The following is a 256-nucleotide window of genomic DNA, read 5'->3' as shown; positions in this document are numbered from 1 at the left end:
CGAGCTGATCGGGGTGCCGCGGGTCCTCGTCGTCGGCCGGGGCGCGGCCCAGGGCGAGGTCGAGCTGTGGAACCGTCGCACCGGCGAGCGGAGCACGGTTGCCGTCGCCGAGGCGATCGCCGAGCTGACAGCGTAGCGACTGAGGGCGGAGATTCGTGCCGGATCCGCTCTGATCTCCGACGCTGGGCCGCAGATCTCCGACGCAGCGACCCGATGCGCGCCGCGGCCGCGTTCACGCCGCAGAGGCGTCGTGTCC

Annotated in this window: 1 protein-coding gene; it reads left to right on the top strand. The window is 73.4% G+C overall.

What is annotated here, in order from left to right; genetic code table 11:
• Positions 1–13: 13 nt before the first annotated feature.
• Entirely contained in the window at positions 14–136 is a 123-nt protein-coding gene (locus SB773_RS33020) for a hypothetical protein (RefSeq protein ID WP_410594646.1), read from the top strand.
• Positions 137–256 lie beyond the last annotated feature (120 nt).

The sequence above is a fragment of the Bacillus sp. SIMBA_074 genome (assembly GCF_046534555.1).
GTDB lineage: Bacteria > Bacillota > Bacilli > Bacillales > Bacillaceae_G > Bacillus_A > Bacillus_A mycoides.
The sequence above is the reverse complement of the archived record's forward strand: the minus strand, read 5'-3'. Positions and strand labels throughout refer to the sequence as shown.